Source organism: Mycolicibacterium pallens (genome assembly GCF_019456675.1).
Classification (GTDB): Bacteria; Actinomycetota; Actinomycetes; order Mycobacteriales; family Mycobacteriaceae; genus Mycobacterium; species Mycobacterium crocinum.
Window position 1 is genome coordinate 4192911 of sequence record NZ_CP080333.1, and the last position, 21190, is coordinate 4214100.

General features: G+C 66.7%; 19 protein-coding genes. 9 read left to right on the top strand and 10 right to left on the bottom strand.

Annotation, left to right across the window (positions count from 1 at the left end; all coding sequences use genetic code 11):
• Positions 1-6 precede the first annotated feature (6 nt).
• Complete coding sequence (locus K0O64_RS20490) at positions 7-1671, top strand: Rv1490 family membrane protein (RefSeq protein ID WP_125477466.1); 1665 nt, start codon at positions 7-9, stop codon at positions 1669-1671.
• 259 nt (positions 1672-1930) lie between these two features.
• Positions 1931-2791, top strand: a complete 861-nt coding sequence (locus tag K0O64_RS20495) for a cyclopropane mycolic acid synthase family methyltransferase (protein WP_174714138.1) — start codon at positions 1931-1933, stop codon at positions 2789-2791.
• Between the two features lie 12 nt (positions 2792-2803).
• On the opposite strand, the gene K0O64_RS20500 is transcribed toward K0O64_RS20495, so the two are convergent.
• Positions 2804-4177 (bottom strand): MFS transporter, encoded by a 1374-nt coding sequence (locus K0O64_RS20500; protein WP_225933766.1) that lies wholly within the window; start codon positions 4175-4177, stop codon positions 2804-2806.
• A gap of 171 nt (positions 4178-4348) precedes the next feature.
• Between K0O64_RS20500 and K0O64_RS20505 the strand changes: the two genes are divergently transcribed.
• The 3 genes from K0O64_RS20505 to K0O64_RS20515 all read left to right on the top strand — a co-directional run bounded on the left by K0O64_RS20505 (position 4349) and on the right by K0O64_RS20515 (position 6723).
• On the top strand, positions 4349-4927 hold the full coding sequence (locus tag K0O64_RS20505) for a hypothetical protein (protein ID WP_125477467.1): 579 nt from the start codon (positions 4349-4351) through the stop codon (positions 4925-4927).
• A 137-nt stretch (positions 4928-5064) separates the two neighbouring features.
• Complete coding sequence (locus tag K0O64_RS20510; protein ID WP_125477468.1) at positions 5065-5934, top strand: hypothetical protein; 870 nt, start codon at positions 5065-5067, stop codon at positions 5932-5934.
• 3 nt (positions 5935-5937) lie between these two features.
• Positions 5938-6723, top strand: a complete 786-nt coding sequence (locus tag K0O64_RS20515) for a bestrophin-like domain (protein ID WP_096311935.1) — start codon at positions 5938-5940, stop codon at positions 6721-6723.
• 3 nt (positions 6724-6726) lie between these two features.
• On the opposite strand, the gene K0O64_RS20520 is transcribed toward K0O64_RS20515, so the two are convergent.
• Positions 6727-6954, bottom strand: a complete 228-nt coding sequence (locus tag K0O64_RS20520) for a hypothetical protein (RefSeq protein ID WP_225933767.1) — start codon at positions 6952-6954, stop codon at positions 6727-6729.
• Between the two features lie 86 nt (positions 6955-7040).
• Between K0O64_RS20520 and K0O64_RS20525 the strand changes: the two genes are divergently transcribed.
• Positions 7041-7898: a sigma-70 family RNA polymerase sigma factor gene (locus tag K0O64_RS20525; RefSeq protein ID WP_225933501.1), complete on the top strand. Its 858-nt coding sequence runs from the start codon at positions 7041-7043 to the stop codon at positions 7896-7898.
• 8 nt (positions 7899-7906) lie between these two features.
• On the opposite strand, the gene K0O64_RS20530 is transcribed toward K0O64_RS20525, so the two are convergent.
• From K0O64_RS20530 to K0O64_RS20555, 6 genes are all read right to left on the bottom strand, one after another.
• The gene (locus tag K0O64_RS20530; protein WP_071942885.1) at positions 7907-9004 is read right to left on the bottom strand and encodes a GGDEF domain-containing protein; all 1098 of its coding nucleotides are present in this window, start codon (positions 9002-9004) and stop codon (positions 7907-7909) included.
• Positions 9005-9084: 80 nt separating this feature from the next.
• Complete coding sequence (locus tag K0O64_RS20535; RefSeq protein WP_071942883.1) at positions 9085-9492, bottom strand: allophanate hydrolase-related protein; 408 nt, start codon at positions 9490-9492, stop codon at positions 9085-9087.
• Positions 9485-10444, bottom strand: a complete 960-nt coding sequence (locus tag K0O64_RS20540; protein WP_071942881.1) for a carbamate kinase — start codon at positions 10442-10444, stop codon at positions 9485-9487. Before K0O64_RS20540 ends, K0O64_RS20535 begins: the two co-directional genes overlap by 8 nt.
• On the bottom strand, positions 10441-11859 hold the full coding sequence (locus K0O64_RS20545) for a YlbE family protein (RefSeq protein ID WP_096311936.1): 1419 nt from the start codon (positions 11857-11859) through the stop codon (positions 10441-10443). The genes K0O64_RS20540 and K0O64_RS20545 overlap by 4 nt, the downstream gene beginning before the upstream one ends.
• A complete protein-coding gene (gene fdrA / locus K0O64_RS20550; protein WP_220045709.1) occupies positions 11859-13400 on the bottom strand; it encodes an acyl-CoA synthetase FdrA in 1542 nt (513 codons plus the stop codon). Before fdrA ends, K0O64_RS20545 begins: the two co-directional genes overlap by 1 nt.
• 3 nt (positions 13401-13403) lie before the next feature.
• Positions 13404-14063: a cysteine hydrolase family protein gene (locus K0O64_RS20555; protein ID WP_071942875.1), complete on the bottom strand. Its 660-nt coding sequence runs from the start codon at positions 14061-14063 to the stop codon at positions 13404-13406.
• Positions 14064-14221: 158 nt separating this feature from the next.
• Between K0O64_RS20555 and K0O64_RS20560 the strand changes: the two genes are divergently transcribed.
• Positions 14222-14908: a hemerythrin domain-containing protein gene (locus K0O64_RS20560; RefSeq protein WP_220045710.1), complete on the top strand. Its 687-nt coding sequence runs from the start codon at positions 14222-14224 to the stop codon at positions 14906-14908.
• On the opposite strand, the gene K0O64_RS20565 is transcribed toward K0O64_RS20560, so the two are convergent.
• On the bottom strand, positions 14898-18233 hold the full coding sequence (locus K0O64_RS20565; protein WP_220045711.1) for an ATP-binding protein: 3336 nt from the start codon (positions 18231-18233) through the stop codon (positions 14898-14900). The genes K0O64_RS20560 and K0O64_RS20565 overlap by 11 nt on opposite strands.
• 46 nt (positions 18234-18279) lie before the next feature.
• Between K0O64_RS20565 and K0O64_RS20570 the strand changes: the two genes are divergently transcribed.
• Both K0O64_RS20570 and K0O64_RS20575 read left to right on the top strand, forming a co-directional pair.
• Positions 18280-19026 (top strand): enoyl-CoA hydratase, encoded by a 747-nt coding sequence (locus K0O64_RS20570; protein WP_071942869.1) that lies wholly within the window; start codon positions 18280-18282, stop codon positions 19024-19026.
• Between the two features lie 45 nt (positions 19027-19071).
• Complete coding sequence (locus K0O64_RS20575; protein ID WP_071942867.1) at positions 19072-19872, top strand: ArsR/SmtB family transcription factor; 801 nt, start codon at positions 19072-19074, stop codon at positions 19870-19872.
• A gap of 5 nt (positions 19873-19877) precedes the next feature.
• On the opposite strand, the gene K0O64_RS20580 is transcribed toward K0O64_RS20575, so the two are convergent.
• Positions 19878-21161, bottom strand: a complete 1284-nt coding sequence (locus tag K0O64_RS20580) for an HNH endonuclease (RefSeq protein WP_071942865.1) — start codon at positions 21159-21161, stop codon at positions 19878-19880.
• Positions 21162-21190: the final 29 nt, after the last annotated feature.

Here is a 21190-nt window from a genome sequence, read left to right on the forward strand (position 1 = left end):
GGGTGTGTGGTCATCGTGATGACGATCAGGGTGCCGTCAATTCGACATTCGCCGAGCCAAGCTGGGAGCGGTTCCCGTACGAGCTACGACTGTGCGGTCCTCAATACCGGGTGTCAAGCGTTTGCGGGTGGCGAGCACGTCGAGCTGAGAGGCGACCGGCCAGCAGCCCGGCTGAGACGCCGGCGCGCGGTTAGCACGCTGCCGGCTTCGAGTCTCCTGTGGGTTTCCGGCAGATGCGCTGTTTATCGGTGGGTTTCGCAGCTTTCGCGGGTGGTGCTGAAGGACATTGTCCCGTGTCGGCGCTTGGGGTGCCGGGTGAGTTTCCGCTTGTTCGTGTGGGTGTTTCATCCGGGAGGTAGTTCCGTGGCCGAGGTTCTCCCCAACCCCTGTGAAATCGCCGTCGTGGATTCTGACGGTGATCGCACCGTGAGCAACCAGGTGGTCGTCGAGAAGCACACGAAGTTATTCGTATGGACGGCAACCGGATTCGTCGTTGCCGCGGCCGCCTGCCATCTGTTCGTGACGCTGGTTCTCTATCCGACCGCGATCTACTGGATGACCTACTACGTCCCCAACTACGAGTTCGGGTTTGTGCGCCGCGGACTCGGCGGTGCGCTTATCCATATGCTGCCCGACGCCGACTACTTCACTGCCGCGTACACGATGATGTGGGCGCCCGCTGTCGTCTGGGTGATAACGCTCGCGGTGTTGATATCGCTGATCCTGTCCAGCGGTGAGAAATCGGCGCGACGGGTGATGCTGGCCATCCTCGTGCCCGTATTGCCTTTTGCGTTTTCCTACGCCGTGTACACGCCGAGACCTGAGCTGTACGCGATGTCCGCCCTGGTGGTGTTGTGCATTGCATTGACGCGGCTCCGCTCGGATCGCTCAATGCTGATCGTCAGTGCGGTGTACGGCGTGACGATTGCCGTGCTGGCGCTTGTCCACGAGGGAATTCCGCTGGAAGTCGCGCTGGGGGCCCTCCTGGCGTTGTCTGTGCTGCCCGCTCTTGGGCCCGCGCAACGGCGACTGTGCGCGGTCGCCGCGGTGGGGCCAGGTCTCCTGGCGGTACTCGCCATCGCCGCATTCTCGCGTCACGACGTGGGGGCGCAGGTGTGTCACCAGACTCCCCATAGGCAGATCGACAACCCATACTCGGCCGCGTCCAACATGACGGACGGCACGGCTTACCTGGCCGGTCGAATCCCGATCACAACGGACTTCCACGATTGGGTGTGCAAGCTCGAGCCCTCCATCCTGGATGCCCGCCTGACCGACGGGCTCCACAAAGTTGGCACCTTCGGCGTCGGCCCCCTGCTCGCCTCATTCATCGTGGGTGTGCTGTATTTCGCGGTCAGTATCTGGGTGACGCAATCGTTTTCGGGTGTTCGCTTCTCGACACTTCTCGCTGAGTTGCGCGGCAAGTTGACCGCCCCCGTTCTGGGGCTCGCCGCCATGGTGCCGTTGTTCATGACTGCCGTCGATTGGACGCGGTGGTGGGTCTTGATCACCTTCAACGTCGCCTTGGTCTGCATCCTGTACACGATCACCCGGCCAGAGATCGATCAACCCACGAACCGGCACCACGTTCGGATCTTCCTCTGCGTCATCGCCGCGTTGGCCGTGATCCCCACCGGCGCCGCGCTGCACATCGGCGGCCCGAACTTTTAGCGCAGGATCATCGCCAACTTCCGCCCGACGTCCGCGGCCGGGAATCAATGCCCGGGGTCACCTAGCACGGTCGCAGCCGAGCAACCGATTGCCGAGCTCAGGCTAAGTCGGCGGACTAACTATCCAGCCCCGACTGCCCCGGCAGCTCAAAGCGCTGACACGACTATTGGGGCGCTCGCTCAGATAGCTCCCCCGCGGGAACCGTCGTCTACGATTGTTGGCAAACTAACCAGCAAACGTCAACCAGGGGGGTGTCACGATGACTGCGCTCGAAGCCGACTTCGACCTGATGCAGTCGATCTATGACATTTCCGACGAGTTCTACGCCCTTTTCCTGGGCCCGACCATGGGCTACACCTGCGGGTATTACCAGCACGACGACACGACCGTCGACGAGGCCCAGATCGCCAAGTTCGACCTGGCGCTGTCCAAGTTGCGGCTCGAGCCCGGCATGACACTGCTCGACGTTGGCTGTGGCTGGGGGGCCGGCATGCAGCGGGCCATCGAACGCTACGACGTCAACGTCATCGGCCTCACGCTGAGCCGGGCGCAGCGCGACGCCGCGGAGGCCCGGCTGGCCCGCATCCCGACCACACGCAGTGTCGACGTACGGCTGCAAGGTTGGGAAGACTTCGACGAGAAGGTCGACCGCATCATCTCCATCGGATCCATGGAGCACTACGGCCACAGCAAGTACGACGCGTTTTTCGACAAGACATACGACGCGCTGCCCACCGGCGGTGTCATGCTGCTGCACACCATCTGCGGCTTTCACCCGTACGAGATGCACCGCCGAGGCTTGCGGCTGACCTTCGAGATGTGCCGGTTCATCAAATTCATCGTGACCGAAATCTTTCCGGGCGGCCAGTTGCCGTCGGCCGCACTGATCGAAGAACATGTCGCCAAGACGGGGTTCAGCTTGACCCGGACCCAGTCATTGCAGCCGCATTATGTTCGGACGCTGGAAGATTGGGCTGCCAACTTGGCGGCCAACCGCGATCGCGCGATTCAGGTGCAGTCGCAAGAGGTCTACGACAGGTTCATGAAGTATCTGACCGGCTGCGCCGACCTGTTCCGCAACGGCTCGATCGACATCAACCAGTTCACTCTCGAGAAGTGACGTCCGGGGTGCTCAGCCGAGCACCGGAGCCGGCACCGAATCCAGCGAGGCATTCTTGGTCTCCCGCATCACCAGCAGCGCCACGAACGTCAGCAGCGCCGCAGCGGCGAGATAGATCCCGACCCAGCCCACGCCGTATCGGGTAGCGAGCCAGGTCGCCAGAAACGGAGCCACCGCCGCACCAAGAATGCTCGCCGCGTTGTAGGCGATCCCCGAACCGGTATAGCGCACGTTCGTCGGGAACAGTTCGGGCAGGACCGCGCTCATCGGCGCGAACGTCAACCCCATCAATGTCATTCCGATGATCAGGAAGACCAGCATCATGTACGGCGAATGGGCCGCCGCGGCGAGCAGCGGCGCGAAGAGCACCCCGTAGACGACGATGCCGGCGGTCACCACCAGAAGCGTCGCTCGGCGGCCGAAGCGGTCGGCCAGCGCACCCGACACCGGCAGCATCGCGGCGAAGAACAGCACCGCGATCAGTTGCCACTGCAGGAAGTCGATGTAGTTGAAGCCGAGACCATATCCACTCGGCGGCCGCTTTCCGGTGCCATAGCTCAGCACCCAGGTCGTGACGACATAGAAGAGTGTGTAGGTCGCCAGCATGACGAAGGTGCCGATGATCAGCTGGCGCCAGCTGCTCCGAAATACCTCTGCCAGTGGCCATTTGACCTTTTCGCCGCGTTCGACGGCGCGGGCGAATACCGGCGTCTCCGTGATTCGCAACCGCACATAAAGCCCGATCACGACCATCACCGCACTGAGCAGGAACGGGATTCGCCACCCCCACGTCAGGAACGCACCGTTCAAGTCCGGGCTGGCGGCGCTGTGCCCCAGCGAAAGAATCAGTAGCAGGAACACTCCGTTGGCCAACAGGAATCCCAGCGGTGCACCCATTTGGGGCCACATCGCGGCCCAGGCCCGCTTGCCCGGTTGCGCCGTCTCGGTGGCCAACAGCGCTGCACCACTCCACTCCCCACCGAGGGCGAGGCCTTGGGTGAACCGCAGGACAGCCAACAGCGCCGGCGCCAGCAGACCGACCTGGTGATAGGTGGGAAGCAGACCGATCGCGAACGTCGCGATGCCCATCATCAGCAGTGAACCCACCAGCGTGGCCTTGCGGCCGATGCGGTCACCGAAGTAACCGAACAGCACTGAGCCCACCGGCCGGGCCACGAACGCCAGGCCGAACGTGGCCAGCGACGCCAGCAGCGCTGTGGTCGAATTCCCCTTGGGGAAGAACAGACTCGGGAACACCGAGACCGCCGCGGTGGCGTAGATGTAGAAGTCGTAGAACTCGATCGTGGTGCCCACCATCGAGGCGATCAGGATCCGCCGGCGCGGGACGCCCCCGACCAGATCGCCGTCTCCGGTCTCAGCGCTCAGTGTTGCCAATCGAACATCTACCTTCCGCGTTCGTGTCGGAATCCGATCTTGCCAGAGCTCGGACCTGCGGGTGCCGCGACGGACGCAGTGCCGAACAGCAATTTGCTCCATTTCGGGAATGCAGCGGTCTATTCTGGCGACGACAATGGAGCGGTGCATCGGGGGGTTGCTGTGAGTACATATTCAGCCTGGCTGGGTGCGGGCGCACTCACCATCGGCCTTGGCGCGGCCGCTCTGGCGTGTTCGGCAGCAGCCAGCGCCGACGCAGGCACAGGGACCTCAGCGCGGCACAACGTCTCCACGACTCATTCCGCAGGCCCGACTGCCCACTCCGCACCCCGACCCAAACCCTCGGCGGCGCTGATAGCCGCGAGCACCGTCACCGGCGTCGCGGACCGCAAGCCCACGTCGGCGGCAGCGATCACCAAGCCGGCAACCGCGAGCAGTGCCCCACCGATCGCTCATAAGAACCTGCTGCCACCGAGCCTCGTTGATGTTCTTGGGCGCTTGGTCATGCTGGGCAGCGCGATCCAGACCTTCGACGTCGGTGCTGCCGTCCACGACGCCGAACAGGCAGTATCGGCCGCCGCCCACAACGCAGTTCAGACCGTGGTCAACGCCGTGCAAACGGTGGTCGGGGGCGTCGGGAGCGTCGTCGCTACTGCCCTGTTCATCGTCGCTCTGCCGATCGAGATCCCCATCGGCCTCTACACCCTCAACTGGCTGATCCACTCCCCGCTGTGGATGTGAGGGCGCAGCACTGAACTTGTTGCGCTGCAGTCAATTTCCACCGTTCTGCGCGGAGAGTGACGGTTTCTCGCAAATTGTGGTCCGGCGGTCGACTCAGGCGTAATTTGGTCATCAAGCCTGTCAAGGGGGTGGGTGTCATGACAGTTTCATTGAGTGGTTGTGCGACCCGAGCAATCGCGATCACCGCACTGACAGCCGTCGCCTGGGCTCCGTCCACTGCGCCTCCCGCTCCCCCACCGGTGGCAACGCACGCCGTCACGTTGACCGCGGCGGCGCTGCCGACCACGCCGTATGACCCATACGACGGCCCGTCGCTGTTCGACCTCATCGGGCACGGGGTCATCATTCCCAGCCTCGGCCAGGCACCCCCGACGCCACCGCCGGTCACCCCGATCCCGGGAACGACGAGCGCCAACACGGCCATCAAGAACATCTACAACGCCGTCGAGCCGTGGGTTCGTTATGGCTTCGAGCTGGCGACCTACGCCGTGGGCTGGGTGCCGTACGTGGGGTGGCTGTCCGGGCAGATCATGATCTTCTACAACTTCGGTGAACGGATCACCCGGAGCATCACCTTCAACGTCGCCGATTGGCTGTTCGGCCCGCTGCCGTTCATCCAAGGTTTGACCAACGTGGCGCGGGACAGCTGGAATGCGCTGGTGCAGTTAGGCATTGACGAGTGGAACTTCTTCCTGCCGCCGCTCCCGCCCCTGCCGCCGCTGCCGTTGGCTGCCCGCCAACCCGCGAAGGTTGCCGCCGACCCCGTCCCGCAGCCGACCCCGCCGACCACGACGAAGGCAACCGGACACAGTTTCCGTCAGAGGATGAAGCCGGTGACCGCGACCGCCACATCCCCCGAGCCCCCGGCGGCCTCGACGAACCGCGTCGCGACCAAATCGCCTGCTGTTCAGAAGGTTCCCACCGCTGACAGCACATCAAAAACCAGCTCAACCGGGCAGAGTGGACGCACTAAAGCACAGGGAAGCGCGCACTCCAACAGGAGGTAGTCAGTGGCCGGGATGGGCCTACCGGGGTTGTGGCTGTTCCTGATTGTTGTTGTGGCAGTGTCCGTTACGCTGGCCGTAGGAAGTATCTGGCTGGCCAACCGGACAGGAGTGCCCGAGCACGGCACCGGCTACAACGCGTCCTTGTCTCCGTTCCTCACTACCGTGAGCCTGGTGTACGGGGCACTGCTGGGATTCACCGTGGTGGTCGCCTGGGAGCAGTTCTCCTCAGCCGAGATGAACGTGACGAGCGAATCATCCACCCTGGCAACGATGTACCGCCAAACCGTCGGCATGCCGGCAGCCGAGCAAGGCAAGATGCGCGAACTCCTGCGCACCTATACGACGGCGGTCCAGGACGAATGGAATCCCCAAAGCCGCGACCGCGCCGCGGAAACCTCCCGGGGCGCGATCACCGACATGTACCGGGTACTCGGCACCCAGAGCCAGCCGGCGGCGCCGAACCCGCTCAGCGGCGATTTCCTCGGCCAGCTGACAGTCCTGACGTCGCAACGCAACACCCGAATTCTGGACGCCCGCCCGCGCATACCCGGCTTGCTGTGGACCGGCTTGCTTTTCGGCGGTCTCGTCGTCCTGGGTTTACTGGGTTTCATCCGCATGGACAGCAGGCGCGGCCACATCCTGCTGTCCAGTGCGGTCGCCATCCTTCTCGGCTTGTTGCTCTTCGTGGTGTTCTGGCTCGACCACCCCTTCGGCCACCAACTCGGCGTTACACCGGCGCCCTTCCAGCACGCACTACAGGTGTTCGACGGGGTGGATCGAGGCAGCTAGCCGTCAGACCTCGGGCAGTTCAGCGAACCGCTTCTTGACGTCGTTGTACCAACCCATCGACTTGATCGGGTGACGCCACCGGCCCTTCATGCCCTCGCGGGCCGGCACGTGAGCGTCATCGCCGCCCTTCACCACGTCCTTGAGGTGTTGGTCCTGCGCCTTGATGATGTCGTCGGCACTGTCACCTCGATGCACGAATTCGCATGGGCCACCCAGGTCCTGGCAGGTCATGGTCTTCACGGGTGTTACTCCTCCTGTCGCTGTCACACCCGGCCGTCCGGGCGCGTCAAGATGTTGACGCACCCAACGACGAAAGTGTGACCGCCTTGGTGGACAACGATCAGCTCCTCGACGACTTCGAGGCCGAGCGACCCCGGCTCCAGCGCATCGCAGGCCGGATCCTGGGCGACACCGACGCAGCTCAAGACGTCGTGCAACAAGCATGGTTGCGACTGCACGCCACCGACGAACCGATCGACAACCTGGCGGGCTGGCTCACCACGGTGACCTCGCGGCTGTGCCTGGACCGGCTGCGGGCACGCACCCCGGTGCCGACCGAGTCGATCGATATCGAGGCCACAGCCCCCGATCCCGCCGACGACGTGGTGCTGGCCGACACGGTCGGCATCGCCCTCCAGGTGGTGCTCGATCGACTGACGCCCGCCGAGCGGGTGGCCTTCGTCTTGCACGACAGCTTCGGGGTGGACTTCGACCTGATCGCCTCGATGCTCGACACGACACCCGTTGCGGCTCGCAAGCTGGCCTCGCGGGCTCGAAGCAAGGTACGCCCGGCCTCGCCCGAGGATGCCCTCGCCGACTGGGAGGTCGTCGACGCCTTCATGACCGCGGCGCGCGAAGGTGATTTCACCCGGCTGCTGCAGCTGCTCGCCCCTGATGTGATGGTGTCCGCCGACGCCGCCGCGGCCGCACTCGGCACGCCAGCCCATATGGAGGGCCGCGACGAGGTGGCCACCTTCTTCAACGGCGCAGCCGCAGCGGCGTTCCCGGTGTTCGTCGAAGACCGTCCGGGATCCGCCTGGATCCACCGCGGCGAGGTCAAGGTCGCGTTCGACTTCACCATCGAGGACGGGCAGGTGCGCCGCCTCCAGTTCCGTGCCGAGCCCGGCGTGCTCGCCGGTGTCCGACGGCGCGAGGGCGCCGGCGAGCGAGGTTGATCCCGACCTCAGACAGCGGTCTGCTGTTCATCGGCCTGCGGCGGCTCCACCACCACAGCCGTGCCGCCGCCGACCCGCTTGGCGCGGTACATCGCCTCGTCGGCACGGTGCAGGATCGCGTCGAGGTCGAGCTCGACACCGTCGACGTGTTGCCATGTGACGCCCACGCTCGACCGCAGCGCGAGCCCCGTCGAATTGCGCAGTGTCAGCGCCTGCACGCGCCGGACGAAGCTGTCCAGGTCATGCTCGTCCAAAAGGCGTGCCACAAGCACGAATTCGTCGCCGCCGATGCGCGCGGCAAGATCTCTGGTCCGGATCAGCGCCGTCAGCTGGTCGGCGACCGCCCGCAGCGTCGCATCACCGGTGCCGTGCCCGTGGTGGTCGTTGAGCTGCTTGAACCCGTCGAGGTCGATGACCACGACGGCCAGCACCGAACCGCGGGGGCTGCGGGCCCACGTCGTTCCGGTCTCGGCGTACAGCCCGCGCCTGTTCAGCAGACCAGTCAGGGAGTCGCGATTCGCCGCGTAAGCCGTGACGCTCAGGCTGCGACGGGTGCCCTCGACGACCATCGCGGCGATGGTCGGCATCACCACGACCGTCGCCAGCGCGGGCAAGAAGTACAGCGACAGCTCCGCTAATCGCGCCCCATCGACCCGCACCCCGACCCAGGTGAACGCCAGGATCGTCGCCGTCGCGAAACCGCAATGCAGGAACAGCATCTTGTAGCCGAGCAGCACGGCGGCGAAAACGCCGATCAGGCACATGTAGACGGTGGCCGCCAACCGCGCTTCGGGCACGGCGAGCGTGGCGCCCGACACCGCCAGCGCGACATCGCCCCACACGGCGAACATGATGGCTCGCCGATATCCCGGCCACGGAGTCGCCAGCCACCACGCGCCGATCAGCAGAGCCGATATCAGCAGCGCCAGGTGGATGCTGCGAGCGACGGCGCCGTGCGGGCCGACAGGCTGGATGGATTGGATCTGCTCCAGCGAGCTGAGCAGTCCCAAGCAGATGCACGCCGCACCGATGAAGATGCGCATCGCAGTGAGATAGCCGGTAGCGCGCAACACCGCGGTGGCGATGGCGAACTCGCGCTCACCCATGACAATGCCCTTGGCTCGATCAACTCATTTCGCTTTGCGGATAGTAGCGGCCGGGCCTGGTGGTCGCTATAGCCGTCTCGTCACGCGTCTCCGGTGGCGGCGATGTACGCCCGCCACCCGCCGAATTCGGTGATCTCGCGCTGGCCCTCCACCAGTGCGGGCTCCCCGATCACGCCGAGCACCGTCGAACCGTCGTCGAGATTGACCTTGCCGATCGACAGACCGGGTGGCTCGTTGAGCAGGATTCCGGCCAGACCGGCCGCGGGCACTTCCCACACCTCGACGGCCACCCCGACCCCGGAGCCATCGGTGACGCGAATCATTGCGGGATGCTCGTCGTTGATCGTCCACAGCCGGTAAACCGGTTCGGTGACCGCCTCTTTGAGGAACGTGGCACCGGCGGCGGCCATGTTCGGCGACAATTTCAGTCCCCGCATCAGCGTTCCGTTGACGGCCAATAGCACTGCGGCACTCTCCTTTTCACTCATCGACTTGGGAACCGCCGACGATGCGAGTTCCCGACGTCCCGGCCAGAATTGCCGGGATCTCCTCGGCGGCACCGATGACACCGACGGCGCCCGGCGTCGCGGCCACAAAGTCGGTGACGGCCTGCACCTTGGGTTCCATCGACCCGGCACCGAACTGGCCGGAGGCGATGTACTCGCGGGCCTGCGCCACAGAAATCGTGTCGAGCCACTGCTGCTGCGGCGTCCCGAATCCGATGGCGACCCGAGGCACGCCTGTCGGAATCAGGAGCATCTCTGCCCCTAAATCGTGGGCCAGCAGACCCGAGGCGATGTCCTTGTCCACGACGGCCTCAACGCCGACCACCGTGCCGTCGGATTCGAGCGCGACCGGGATGCCTCCACCGCCGGCCGCGATGACGATCACTCCGTCGTCGAGCAGCCGACGGATCACCTCGGTCTCGAGGATAGTGGTCGGCCGCGGCGACGCCACCGTGCGCCGCCAACCGCGACCGGCATCCTCGGCGATGGTCCACCCCAGACTGTCCGCCAGTGCCCTGGCGCGGTCCTCCGTCAGGAACGACCCGACCGGCTTGGTGGGATTGCCGAACGCCGGGTCGTCGAGACTGACCACTGAGTGGGTCACCACCGCAACCACCGGCGTCGTCAATCCGCGGCGGGCGAGCTCGTTACGCAAAGCCTTGACGAACATGTAGCCGATCGCACCCTGGGTGTCGGCGACGGCGTAGTCCACCGGAACCGGATCGACTTCGTCCTGGGCGAGTTCCGAACGGCGCAGAATGAACCCCACCTGCGGCCCGTTGCCATGGGAGACAACGAGTTTCCAGCCCTGCTCCACCATGTCGATCAGCGGGCCGACTGTGCGGGCAACCGTGTCGTACTGCTGAGGAATCGAGTCGTGGTCGGCATCGGTGACCAAGGCGTTGCCGCCGAATGCGACGATCGCGGTGCTCATGTGGTCCCATCAAGCGCTGACGCCAACGCCGCCAGCGCCTCGCTGAAGCACTCCATCGGGGCGGTGGTGATACCTGCCCCGATCTGTCCGACGCCGGCCTGCCGGTGCGCGATGCCGGTGTTGATGATTGGCAGCACACCCGAATCGACCACCAGCCGGGCGTCGATTCCGGCCGGGGTGCCACCGAAGTTCAACGGCGGCAGGGTGAATGCGGGATTGGCGCCCAGCGTGATCGACAGCATCCGGCGGCTGTTGGCGGTCGCATCGGCGGGAGTGCCACCTACGAACTGGACGATCGCCGGTGAGGCCGCCATCGCGAAGCCGCCGAGCCCGTTGGTTTCGGTGATCGCGGAGTCACCGAGGTCGGCGGCCGCGTCGTCGACGGAGTAGCCCGGAAAGTACAACCCGTCAACGGGATTGGCGGGTGCTTGAAACCATCGACCGCCGGTGCCGCTGAGCTTGATGCCGAAGTTGACGCCGTTGCGGGCCATCACGGTGACCATACTGCTGCCCGGCACATCGGCCGCGGCGTCCGTCATCGACTTGGCCGCTGCCATCGAGATATTGAGGAAGAAGTGGTCGTTACCGGCGACGAACTCCAGTGCGCGACGCACCGCATTGGAGGGCAGGTCGGCGTTCAGCAGCGACAGGGTCAGGCGTTTGAACAGCAACCCGGATGCGGCAGCGTTGCGGTTGTGCAGTTCGTCGCCCATGTGCAGCGCCTGGGCCATCAGCGGTTTGAGGTCCGCATCGGCAAGTCCGCGCACCGCGACCTGCATGGTGGCGAAGAAGTCGCCGCCCAGCCAGCGCAGCCGGTCGAGCACATCGGGTGAGTTGGCACCGAACCGCAGCACCTTGCCCAGCCCCTCGTTGAGATTGCTGTATGCCCGGTTGCCGGCCGCGGTGTTCTCCACCACCCACACCGGCATCGACGGGCTGATGATGCCGGCCATCGGTCCGACCGCGCCGTGCTCGTGGCACGGTTCGAGGGCCACTTCCCCACTGTCGGCGAGCTTTTCGGCAGCATCGAGATCGTCGGCCCAGCCCTCGAAGAGGATCGCACCGGCGATGGCACCGCGCTGCGGTCCACACATCTCGGCCCAGTCGATCGGCGGCCCGGAGTGCAGTATGCGGCGCTCCCCCGGACCGAGGCCGTCGATCACCTCGTTGGCGCGGACCAGATCGATCAGGAGGGGCTGCGCGGCCAGATACCGATCGAAAGCGATCGTGTTCGCCGCCTCGATGCGTGGGTCACCGACGAGGGTGGCCAGCGTCCAGCCGAGTGCGGAATCCGCGCCCGCCGGCGGCGCCCACGTGATATTTGTGACCTGCCCCCCGGCCGCGGTGATATTCGACGCGAACCCCTGCAAACCGACGTTGACGACGTTGAGGTCCTGCTGGAGAAGCTCTTTCATCAGTTCCCTCCCCGCGCGGCGAGAAGGGTGGCCGACCACAGGGCTGCCTCGGCGTTGCTCGATGCGACCAGCACCCCGGCGGACTGCAGGCCGACAACGGCGTGGGCGCGGTCCTGCGGATCCAGGTCGGTGCCGCATACGTGCCCGATGAACGCGACGGTGCTTCCTTCAGCGCGCGCCGAGGAGATGATCGACATCAGTTGTGCCGTCGGATCATCGGCCGAACCGTATCCCAGCACCACATCGAACAGCACGACAGCCGTCGCCGGATCGGCGATCTCGTCACGCACGCGGCAATCCCGCTGCGACGGGTCGATCATCGGATGCGGCTTACCGCGGGTGAATTCGTCGTCACCCATGTCGACGATCGTGTGTTCCTGGCTGACCCGGATGTCGTGCAACGCAGCGTTACCGGCCACCGGCGTGTTGGAGTGGACTGTGATGCCGTGCGCCTGATGGATCAGTTGCGCCTCGTAGCAGAACGTGCCACCGGAGAAGATGCCGCGAACGTAGCGTTGGCGTGGCGACATCGCGTCGGCGAGATCAGTGAGGGCACTGCCCATTTCGGGTGAGACGGTGAAGTCGGGGGTGCTCGGCTGCTGGCCGCGAGCAAGTTCCACGGCCATATCCGCCGCCTGGGCCAGCGTAGCCGCGCCGTACACGCCGTCGCGGGTGATGGCGGCGGGATCGGCGCCCAAGAAGATGACGACGACGGGTTTGTCGCTGTCCTGGGCCGCGGCAAGGACTTTCGCGGCCACCGTGGGCGACGGCGGCTTGGACACCAGCACGATCACCGTGGTGGCCGGATCGCTGTCGAGAGCGGCCAGACCGTGCAGCATCGAGATGCCGCCGATCGCGTCGGCCAAGTCGTGGCCGCCGGTGCCCAGCGCGTGCGATACCCCGGATCCGTTCTGGTGGATCCGGACGGTGACCTCCTGGGTTCCGGTGCCGGATGCGCCGACCACCCCGATGGGGCCGCGCCGCACGACGTTGGCGAAGCCCAGCGGGATGCCGTTGACGATCGCGGTGCCGCAATCCGGCCCCATCACCATCAGGTCGGTCTCGCGGGCGTACTCCTTGAGCGCCAATTCGGCGTCCGGACTGACGTTGTCGCTGAACACCATGACATCCAGACCCAGCCGCAGCGCCTTCATCGCCTCGGCGGCGGCGTAGTCGCCGGGCACCGAGATCAACGCGAGGTTGAGCGCGGGATCCTTTGCGACGGCCATCTGGATGCTGGTGATCGGCGCGGCCGCGGTCTCTTCGCCGCCGTCACCGGGCGACGCCGACAGCAGCTTGTCGGCGACCGCGAGTGCTTCGTCGCACGCCTCCTGACTGCCCGACACCGCGACGATCAGGTCGTTGGGCCGCACCTCGAACTGACCGAGCCCGGCCTGGGCGAGGTTGTCGACGTTGGTGGGTGAGGCCATCACCACCGACGCCGCCTCGATGCCGGGGATCGACGTCACCCGTGCCGACACCGTCATCAAGGACACCGAGTCCTTGTAGAGGTTGGGGTAGAACCGAGAACCGATGCCCATGCGTCAGGACGTCGCCGCGATGAACTCGTCGGCGTCGGAGACCCACCCGAAGATGGCACCCTGAGCCTTGATCATCTCGAGCGCCACCCGCTGGAATTCCGGGAAGTACGAGGCGACACAGTCGCTCAGCACCAGACATTCGTAGCCGCGGTCGTTGGCTTCGCGGACCGTGGTGTGGACGCAGACCTCGGTGGTCACCCCACAGACGACCAGAGTCTTGATGCCGCGGTCGGCCAGGATCTGGCTCAGGTCGGTGGCGTGGAAGCTGCCCTTGCCGGGCTTGTCGATCACCGGCTCGCCGTCGATCGGATACAGCTGGGGAATGATGTCGTGGCCCTGCTCGCCGCGGACCAGGATGCGGCCCATCGGCCCGGCTTCGCCGATGAACGTCTTGCCGCCGCGGTGCAGCTTGGCCGGCGGACAGTCGGACAGATCGGGCCGGTGCCCTTCGCGGGTGTGGATGACGAGCATGCCGATCTCGCGGGCCCGCGCCAGTACCCGTTCGATCGGTTCCACCGCGGCCAGCAGCAACGAGGTGTCGTTGCCCAACGCCTCCCCGAACCCACCGGGCAGCACGAAGTCGCGCTGCATGTCGATGATCACCAGCGCGGTGCTCGACACGTCGAAGTCCAGCGCGAAGGGCTCCGCGTTGATCGTGGCCACCTGTGCTTCCCTTCAGCCGCCCGTACTGGCGGATTCATTGAAACGTAAACCGGCGGTCGTGCGCGCGGGTGGAGATTTCCGCGGTGTAAACAATCTCCACCGACGGACCGCAAGTCGATCGCAAGTGCCCTGCAAGTGCGACCGGACATGGTCGTCGCATGAAAACACCGCAACCTGTCACCGTCACTCCCCGCCGGCCCCACGACCCCGAGCCCGACCTGATCGGCATCACGCTGGCCCACCGGGCGATGCTCACCGACGTCGGGCGCCTCGCCGCCGCGGTGACCGCGATCGGTGAGGGCCGGCAGCGCTGCTCGACCCGGCGGGCCCAGGCGATCGCCCGCTACACCGACCTGCTGTGCGAGTCCATCCACCACCATCACACCGTCGAGGACACGGTGCTGTGGCCGGTGATCGACGCCTGCGCGAAGGACATCGTCGACCTCACCGAGCTGACCGAGGACCATGCCGCGCTGGATCCGCGGCTAGAGATCATCGGCCACCGGGCGAACGCCTTCCGGGTGGCCGGCGATCGGCGCACTGCGGCACTGCTGGGCGCCGAGTTGGCCGATCTGCGCAATCTGCTCACCGAGCACATCGCCGAAGAGGAGCGCGACATCTTCCCGGTGATTCGCCAGTATGTGTCGGTCGCCGACTGGCAGGAGGTCGAGAAGACCGCCCAGCGCACGGGCCGGCTGACGTTCGACGGGCCGCGGACGGTCGGGGCGGCCACCGACGACGAACGCGCCGCCTTGGCCAAGGAGGTCAGCCCGGTTCTGCGGCTGCTACTGACCGTATTGGCTTGGCGGCACCGCAAATTCGAAGACGAGGTGTTCAGCGGCTGATTCGGTCGACGAGCCGGGCCGCCTCGACCGCCAACTGATCCTTCAGCGTGGTGGCGGCGGCCCGGTACCGTCGTGCGTCGGCTTCGTCGCCGACCAACTCGGCGATCGCCGCCAGGGCATCATCCACGGCGCCGGTCAGCAGGCTGCCGTTGTCCAGCCCGGCCATCCGGCCTGAAAACGGTTGCAGCTCTTCGGCAGTCTCGCGTGCGGCGTCGGTGTCACGGAGCGCGACGGCCGCGTGGGCACGCAGCGTCGTCATGGCCAGCCAGTAGTAGGACCGCTCCACCGGCTCACGGCTGGCCCAGATCTGGCGCGCTTCTGCTTCGCGGCCGGCGCCCAGCAGTGCCAGGATCGCGCCGTCGGCGATCGTGGTCGAGACGTAGGTGTGCACGGCCAGCAGGTCATCGGCCAGCGGCGTCAGGTCACCACGGGCCAACCCCGCGGTGAACCGGCCGACCAGGCTCATTTGAGCTCCGTTGGCGGTGCCGCGCTCGACGAGCTGGCGTGCGGCCGCGATGTAGCGGCGTTCGCCCTCGTCGACCCGGCCGGCCAGAACCGTGAGCTCAGCAATGAACACTTCAAGCACGGTCAACAGAGACGCGAGCTGGCCGGTGCCTGCTCTGGCCACCGCGAGGTCGACATGATCAAGCGCTGCAACAAGATCCGAGCGCCCGGCGGCAGACAGGAAGGCCAGCCAATGCGCAACGGCCTGATAGTCCACGGCGGCGGATGCATCTGCGACGGAAAGGAATTCATCGGTCAGGTGCTCGCGTTCGTGCGCTAGGTCCGGGCCGAGGGCGGCGTACGCGCGTGCGTTCAGTGCCGCGCACAACACCCGGCCGTGCGCCCGCGGATCCTGTTCGTACAGGGCGCGAGCCAGCATGAGCGCCTCGGCGCTCGCGGCCAGCGCGGCAGCGTGGTCGGCGCCTTCGAGTTCGGCGAACAGCGTGGTGAGCAACCGCACCCGGACGTCCGGCGCCAGCTCTCCGCGCAGCACTCGCTGCAGCGGCCCGACGATGTCGCCGTCGGCGTCGTCACTGATCCGGACCCGCCAGATCAAGGGGGCATGCCACGCCGTCAGCAGCCGTGCCGTGAAATCGTCGGAGTCATCGGCAAGGGGCAGAGCCTCTTTCAGCGCGTCGCGGGCAGCGACGACGTCGCCGACGCGGGCCGAGGCCGCCACCCACCCGCAGTAGGCCTCGACGGTCTGCTCGACATCGGGCGGCCCGGCCTCGGCGCGATTGGCCAACGCCAGCATGCGGACCGCGGCCTGCCATTGCCGGGCCGCTTCCACGGGTGCGCCGACCCGGTCGGCGTCACGGCCGGCGGCCATGGCCAGTTCCGCGGCGGCCGCCGCGGTGGCCGGTGTCGCCGCGGCGACGGCGTGATACGCCAGGGCCGCGGGATCCGTTGTCCGGCCTGCCGTCATCAGCAACTCCAGGGCGGCGCCGTGTAGTCGAGACCGGCGCAGCAAGGAGGTGTCTTCGTAGAGGGTGTCGCGCACCAGGGCGTGCGCGAACCGGACCCGGCCAGGGCCGGGCTCCTCGAGCAGACCGATCAGCACCGCGGGCTCCAGCGCATCGAGGACGTCGTCGGGGTCGCGTTGCGCGAGATCGGCAAGCAGGTCGATGTCGACGTCCCGGCCGAGCACGGCCGCCTGGCGCAGCGCCGTCACCGTCGCTCCTGGCAGACGAACAAGCCTGCGCCGCAGCACGTCACCCACGCCGACCGGTACCGTCACGCGCGCCGTGTCGAGTCCCTCGGACATCATCAGGCGCGCAAGTTCCCGTACGAAGAGCGGGTTGCCGCCGGTGCGGTCGTGCAACAGCCGCGATTCTTCCTCGGTGAGGGCGGTCAGTCCGCAGTCGGCGGCCAGCGCCGTCGTCGCCTCCCCGTCCAAGCCACCGATGCTCAGGTGCGCGACAGTCCGGACCGCGAGTGCCGCGCGGGCCGCGGCCAGTTCGGTGCCCGACTCCGACGGCCGGTAGGTCGCGACGACGAGGACCGGCCGGTCCTGCAGTTCGTGGGCAACCAACCGGAGCAGTTCCAATGTGAGGCCGTCGGTGCGGTGCAGATCGTCCAGGAGTATCGCGACCGGCTGGGCGGCGGCCGACCGACCGATCACATCGGCGACGCCATGCGCTGTCCAGAAGGTACTTTGGGCGTCGTCGCCGGCTTCGGCTTCGTGCAGCAGAGGCGCGAGGGCACGAACGTAGCGGGGGTCGGCGGCGGCAAGAGAATCGCTGAAGTGCCGCAACACCTCGGTCCACGCCCATCCCGCCGGTGCACCGTCGACCTCGGGACACCTGCCCGCCGCGACGGCCCAACCGGCGGCGCGCAACCGGGCAGCTGCCGCGGTGGTGATGGTGGTCTTCCCGGCGCCCGCCTCGCCACTGATCCACACCAGCCGGCAGCCGCCGAGACGGGCCTCCCGGGCCGCGTCGTCGATCGCGGCGAGTTCACGGGAACGGCCATGCGGCACAGGCTGTTCGGCGATACTCGCCACTTGGGTCGGCTGCGGGAGCGGCACCGCTGCGGGTTGTTCGTCATCGAGATGTGGCGCGTGGCTGAGGATGTCGCGTTCCAGGTCGCGCAACGCCCGGCCCGGTTCCAGGCCCAATTCGTCGGCGAGGTGACTACGCGTGTCCCGCAGGACGTCGAGCGCGGCCGCCTGACGACCGGCACGGTACAACGCGGTGGCCAGGATGGCGGCTGCGCCCTCCCTGGTGGGATGTTCGCGGACAACGTGTTCCAGCTCGCCGATCACGGCGCTGTGACGGCCCAGCTCCAGCTCGGCTGAGGCTCGCAATTCGACTGCGGCGAGGCGTAATTCGGTGAGGCGGGCGATCTCGGCGATGGCCCATGCGGCATCGGAAACCTCGGCGTACGGCTCACCCGCCCACTTCTCGAGGGCCGCGGTGAGCAGTTCCGCCCGCCGCGACGGGCCGGTTTCGGACTGGGCCGCGCGCACCTGATCGTCGAACCACCACGCGTCGACGGCATCGGTGGGCAGTGCCAGCCGGTAGCCGGGTGCGGCGCTGACGATGACCGCGGCGGGCGCGCGCCGCTCCCGCCCGGGTTCGAGCACCCGACGCAGATGCGATACGTAGGCCTGAAGCGCGGACAGCGCTTTCGGCGGCGGCTCGCCGTGCCACAGATCGTCGATGAGGCGGTCGACCGACACCACCTGCCCCTTGGCCAGCACCAGCCGCGCCAGCAGGGACCGCTGCCGCGGTCCGCCCACGTCCGCAGGCGCCGAACCGTGCCAGGCTCGCACGGGTCCCAGGACGGCTACCCGGACAGGTTGCTGATGCGGTGCCGCCATGATGGTCAAACCCTAACTGCTAGCCTCCCGAAGATGGAGACTCGGAATGTCTGACCTGGTTCTTTACGAAGTCCGCGAGCGGGTCGCGCTGATCACCGTCAACGATCCCGACCGGCGCAATGCCGTCACCGACGCGATGTCCCAGCAGTTGCGAGAGGCGGTCGAGGCCGCCGAGGCCGAGGCCCATGCCGTGGTGATCACCGGTGCGGGCAAGGCGTTCTGCGCCGGCGCGGATCTGTCCGCCCTCGGTGCCGCCGCCAAGGAAGGGCTCGAGCGGATCTATGCCGGCTTCATGGCCGTCGGCCGCTGCACGTTGCCGACCGTCGCAGCGGTCAACGGCGCCGCCGTGGGCGCCGGGCTGAATCTGGCGCTCGCCGCCGATGTCCGCATCGCCGGGCCGCACGCTCTGTTCGATCCCCGGTTCCAGAAGCTCGGCATCCATCCCGGCGGGGGCGCCACCTGGATGTTGCAGCGCGCGGTCGGCCCGCAGGTCGCCCGCGCCGCGTTGTTGTTCGGCATGCGCTTCGACGCCGAGGCCGCCGTTCGGCACGGTCTCGCACTGACCGTCGCCGACGATCCGGTCGCCGCCGCACTCGAGCTGGCCGCCGGTCCCGCCGCGGCGCCGCGCGAGGTCGTGCTGTCGACCAAGGCGTCCATGCGGGCCACCGCCATCCCCGGCTTCCTGGACACCGACCATCACGAAGCGGCCAAAGACATTGAACTCGACCCGCAGGCCACCTCGATCGAGTCGCCGGAGTTCAAGGCCCGGCTGGCTGCGGCGCAGCGTCGCTGACCTGGACCGTTGCGATAGGCAGGTAAATACCTGCATAATTGGATCGTGGATGCAGACGCGGTCTTCAAAGCGCTGGCCGACCCCGGCCGGCGGCGCTTGCTCGACATGCTTCATGAGCGGGCCGGGCTGACTCTGGGTGAGCTCTGCGACGGGCTCGACATGCGCAGGCAGTCGGTCAGCCAGCACATCGATGTTCTCGAGGCCGCCAACCTCGTGACGTCGGTGCGCGACGGCCGCCGCAAGCTCCACTACCTGAATCCGGTACCGATCCACCAACTCCAGACCCGCTGGATCTGGAAATTCGAGGAGCCGCGCCTGGCGGCCCTGGACATGATCAAGCAGCACGCGGAGGGACACGCTATGTCTGACATTCCCGACTACGTCTACACCACCTACATCCATGCCACCCCCGAGCAGGTGTGGCACGCCCTCACCGACGCGGAGCTGACCGCGAAATTCTGGGGGCACGCGCAAGTCTCGGATTGGCGGGTCGGCGGCCGCGTCGAGCACGTCCGGGCCGACGGGTCGGGCGTCGTCGATGTCGCAGGCACCGTCATGGAGGTCGACCGGCCGCGCAGATTGGTCTTCGGCTTCGGCGAGCCCAGCGACGATCCAACAGCCGAGGAGAGCGTCGTCGCGTTCGACATCGAGCCGTTCCGCGACATCGTCAAACTGACTGTCACACATACGAATCTGCAGTCGGCGGCGGACCGCGAGTCGATCGGGCAGGGCTGGCCGACCGTCTTCGCTAACCTCAAGACGCTGCTAGAGACCGGCGACGTATTGCCCACGGCGCCATGGGAGTTCTATTCCTCTGACGCCGAGAAGATGGCCAGACGCGGGTAACCAGGTCAGGCAGCGATTACCTGCAACAGCGCGCCGTTGAGGTAAATCTCGGCGGCTGTCATCGGCATTCGTGGTGTGCCGGGCATCGGCGGCGCGGTGGAGTGATAGTGCGCCCCGGTCGGCGTGACAAATTCGGCTGTGTGGCGGCCGCTTTCATCGACCTTCGTGGCCGCATTCCAGCCGGCCGATTCCTTCGCGTAGTTGCAGGCTTCACACAGCCCCTGGCCGTTGACCGAGCTGGTCCGACCGCCACGCCGATGCGGCCTCGCGTGGTCGTGGTGCCGAACCGGCGCATCGCAGTACGGAGTGCGGCAACGCTGATCACGAAACTCAATGAAATCGGCCAACCCTCTTGGAAAGAGCCGTGATCGCGACTCCAGTGCAACCAGCGCGCCGGTGGACGGGGCGGCGTAGAGCCGGCGAAGTGTAGCCCTTGACCGCTCGTCGGTGACGGCGTCCAGGATCATCTTCTGCGCGATTGCCGAGGGTACCGACCCGTAGCCTGCGACGACTGCCGCCGCCTGCTCCGCGCCGAGCAGCGCTTGGTCCGAGATCACCACGTTCACTGCTACTGGGACGGCTTCGTCCGCCGGTCTCCCCGTCACCCGCTCCACCATGGTGTCGGCCATAACCTGGCCTCGCGACCGCCCATCACAGCAGATGTCGGCCTGCCGCTTCAGCGCGGCATAGACTGAGACACCCTGAGCCACCGGCAGCAGCGCCGTCACATACGTCATAGTGTCCGGCGCCGGTCGCATGGTCACGTTTCGGTCGCCTACAGCCTTGGCCGCACGATCTACCACCGCGTGCGGATCAAGCCGATAAGCAATCGCCTTCGCGTCCGCAACCAATGCGGCATCCCCAACACCGTCCAATTTGCTCGTATCCGAACACAATTCCGCGTCGAGCCGACGGCGATCCTCGACATCGAGACAGGCTGATTCCCGCACAAGGAGGGTGGCTCGCCACTCCGACAATGCGCCACATTCTAGGGCGGCCAACGTATGCGGCATCTCATTCACCAGAGCCTTGGCGAAGCCCAGATGCTGTCCACCTCGGGCCGGGGAATCCCTTCGAGCCAGTGCAACTTCGGTCGCCAACCCACGCCCTCGCCGGGCGGCTGGAATTCCCGACGCTGCCTCGGTGGCACGCCGCGAAGCATCTAGCGCCGCCGTCAGCCGGGCTTGCGCCGCTGAGGCGGCGGCTTTCAGCCGTTCAAGCTGCCCGATGCGTTCGACCAGTGCCGATTGGTCGGCACCTTCGTCGATGGCAACCAGAGATTCGAACATGTGTTCGATAGTAATGGATGGCGGCGACA